The organism is Novosphingobium aerophilum (assembly GCF_014230305.1).
Lineage (GTDB): Bacteria > Pseudomonadota > Alphaproteobacteria > Sphingomonadales > Sphingomonadaceae > Novosphingobium > Novosphingobium aerophilum.
Genome location: NZ_JACLAU010000089.1, coordinates 1 through 3,215 on the forward strand (window position 1 = coordinate 1; position 3,215 = coordinate 3,215).

At 61.1% G+C, this 3,215-nt stretch carries 2 protein-coding genes; both read left to right on the plus strand.

Going from position 1 to position 3,215, the window contains the following annotated elements:
- The first annotated feature begins 100 nt into the window (after positions 1-100).
- Positions 101-1,354: an aldehyde dehydrogenase (NADP(+)) gene (locus tag H7F49_RS19050; RefSeq protein ID WP_185685130.1), complete on the plus strand. Its 1,254-nt coding sequence runs from the start codon at positions 101-103 to the stop codon at positions 1,352-1,354.
- 218 nt (positions 1,355-1,572) lie between these two features.
- A complete protein-coding gene (locus tag H7F49_RS19055) occupies positions 1,573-2,811 on the plus strand; it encodes an SGNH/GDSL hydrolase family protein (protein WP_185685131.1) in 1,239 nt (412 codons plus the stop codon).
- The last annotated feature ends 404 nt before the right edge of the window (positions 2,812-3,215 follow it).

A 3,215-nucleotide genomic window follows, 5' to 3' on the forward strand; every position in this document is an offset into this window, starting at 1 on the left:
CAACAGACCATCGAACATCGGCGCTTGCAGCACCGCAAGCTCGCCGCCTAATATCAACCCCCAGACGAGGCCCGCACTCCGCTAATCTACGCCGCGAGTTGTGCCGAATGTTCTGACGACGGACAGCCTGTTCGCCACGCATTTGCGCGAGGGCGAATTTGCCGGAGTGCGGATCGACCACGCCGACCCAGCCCGTGCTTCCGGCCCCAAGCCCGACCTGCGCCTGACAAAGCGCGCTTTAGGCCCGGTTGCGGTGTTCGGTGCCTCGAACTTCCCACTCGCATTTTCGGTGGCGGGTGGTGACACCGCTTCGGCCCTGGCGGCAGGCTGCCCTGTGGTGGTCAAGGGCCATCCGGCGCATCCCGGCACCGGTGAACTGGTGGCCGGGGCGCTCAGCGCAGCGGTGGCAGCTTCGGAATTACCTGCCGGCACCTTTTCATTCCTGCAGGATGGCGGAATTGGCGTCGGTCAGGCACTGGTCAGTGATGCCCGGATCAAGGCTGTCGGCTTCACCGGCTCGCGGGGCGCTGGTGAAGCCTTGGTCAGGCTTGCTGCCGCGCGTAGCGAGCCCATCCCGGTCTATGCCGAGATGAGCGCGACCAACCCCGTCGTGCTTCTCCCCGCGCGGCTGGCCGAAGCAGCCGAGCAGATTGGCACAGCCTTTGTCGGCTCGTTGACGCTGGGCACCGGCCAGTTCTGCACCAATCCCGGCCTCGTTTTTGCCATCGAAGGCGACGGACTGGAGCGTTTTCTCGCTGCGGCAGCGGATGCCGTGGCTACATGGGCGCCCGGCGTCATGCTCACTCCCGGCATCTGTTCGGCCTTCGCAGCGTCATCATCGCAGGTGTCGAACCACAGCGGTGTGTCTCTACTTGCAGAAAGTGGCACGGCAGATCTTCGCGCGAGCGCGAAGCTGCTGGCGACCGATGCAGCAACCTTCCTCGCCAATCCGGACTTGCATCACGAGATGTTCGGCCCCGCCGCACTCGTCGTGCGTTGTTCAGACCTCGATCAGCTTGCCGATGTCCTCGCCGCGGTTGAAGGCCAGCTCACTGTGGCTATCCACTTCAACGATGCGGACCACATCGCCGCCCGCCGTCTGCTGCCGATCGCGATGGACAGAGCGGGGCGCGTTCTTGCCAATGGCTTCGGCACGGGCGTCGAGGTCTCCCCGGCGATGGTTCACGGCGGGCCATACCCTTCAACTTCCGATTGCCGCACGACGTCGGTCGGCACCATGGCAATCGAGCGCTTTCTGCGCCCGGTCTGTCTGCAGGACTTCCCCGAAGATCTGCTGCCCGAAACGGTCCGCGAGTCAAACCCATGGGGAATGCCGCGCCGGGTCTGGTCATAAGAGTATGGAGGCATGCTTTGCCTTGTCAGGTCGAACCACCGGGCGATCTGCTGTAGCCGAAGGCTTGCAAACATACTCTAAGGTATGGAATGACGGGTTGCAGGTTTGGTGAACAGGTCGATGCCTGTGCGAATGATAGACCTCGCAAGACAACAATAGCTGCGCACTTGAGGATGGCAGCATGGCTTTGCTCAGCAGTGGAACGGGGAGGCAAGTAGATGCGGGCGTATTGGCGTTCTTTCCTGATTGGACTGGCACTTGTTGCTGCCCCGGCTGGCGCCAGGGAGCGAGGCCAGTGGGTGGAGGCGTGGCAATCCAGCCCTGCGGCAAATCTGCTCGCTGATCCCGAGACCATATCGATGTTGGCAAAAATGGTCGGGATACCTCCAGAGGCAGCAGCCAAGCTTCAGCCAAAGGCCATGACGGGGACCTTGCGCTACCGATTGCGTCTTTATGCCAGCGGCTCAGAAGTTCGGATCCGGCTTTCGAACGAAGAAGGCAAAACCCCACTGCGCATTGCCGCAGCCAGCATCGGTTTGGCCGGTGACGGATTCAATGCTGCTACTGGCTCAATCCGCACTGTCACATTCGGCGGAAAATCAGGAATTACACTGCCTGCAGGCGCACCGGCGCTCAGTGACCCCATCCAGTTGTCGGTAAAGCGCGGTGCTGAAATCATCGTCAGCCTGCATCCGCAAGACCCCTTCCTGCCTGAAATCGGGGGAGCAGGAGTTGCAGTATCACCTGGAGACCAGACCGCGGCCGAAAGCCTCGGTGAGCTGAAGCGCATCCAGCAGCGGCCAATCGTGACAGGGATCTCAGTGCTCAGTCCGGCCAGAACGAATGTGATTGTCGCCTTTGGTGACTCCATTACCGATGGCAACCGGCCCACAACCAGCGAATTGCAGAGCTGGCCAGAACGCCTGTCACAACGTCTGGCCGAAAAATCAGGGGATCGCTGGTCGGTCGTCAACGCGGGGATCTCGGGAAATTGCCTGTTAGACACCTTCATGGGCGATGCCGCTCTCTCGCGACTTGATCGCGATGTCTTGCGCGTGGAGGGCGTGACCCACATCGTCCTGCTCGAGGGCATCAATGACATCCGCAAGGTCGGCAGTGAAACTCCGGTCACATCCGAAGACCTCATCGGTGCCTATCGGCAGATCATTGCGCGTGCGCATGGCAAGGGCATCAAGGTTTTCATTGGAACCCTTTTGCCAGCTTCCGGGTCACCAAGCCACGGAACGCCAGAGAAAGACGCTGTTCGTCGGGCCGTGAACGACTGGATCCGCAGCTCAAGCGGGGCTGATGCCGTAATCGACTTCGACAAGGCAATTCGCGATCCGGCCGATCCTTCGAAGATGTCGAAGCAATTCGATTCAGGCGATCACCTGCATCCCAATCCCGAAGGTTCAAAGGCTATGGCCGATGCGATCGACCTTCGGCTGTTCAAATGACTTTTCGCAAGGGAGCGTTCAGTGATTAATCGTCGCAAGGTCCTCGCCAGTGGTGTGGCAACCGGCATCGCCGCCAGTTTCGGGGGGGCTTCAGCTCGCGCAGTCCCCGGCATGAGGTCTAGGGAATTCAAGCCCGGCGATGTCTGGCTCGATACGTCTGGCAAGCCCATCCAGGTACGGGGCAGTTCGATTATCCAGGTAGGCGACACCTTCTTTTGGTACGGTGAGAACAAGGAGCGCACCACAGGCCGCGACCGCATCTGGCATTGGGGAATGCGGCATTGTCAAAGGAACTGCACCGGCTAGCGAAAGGGCCGTGTCGGGGGTAGGGCAGGGGCATGCCGCGTCCTCGAAAACCAGCCAATCCGTTCCGTTACTTCCACTCCTCGCCGGAGGTGATTCGG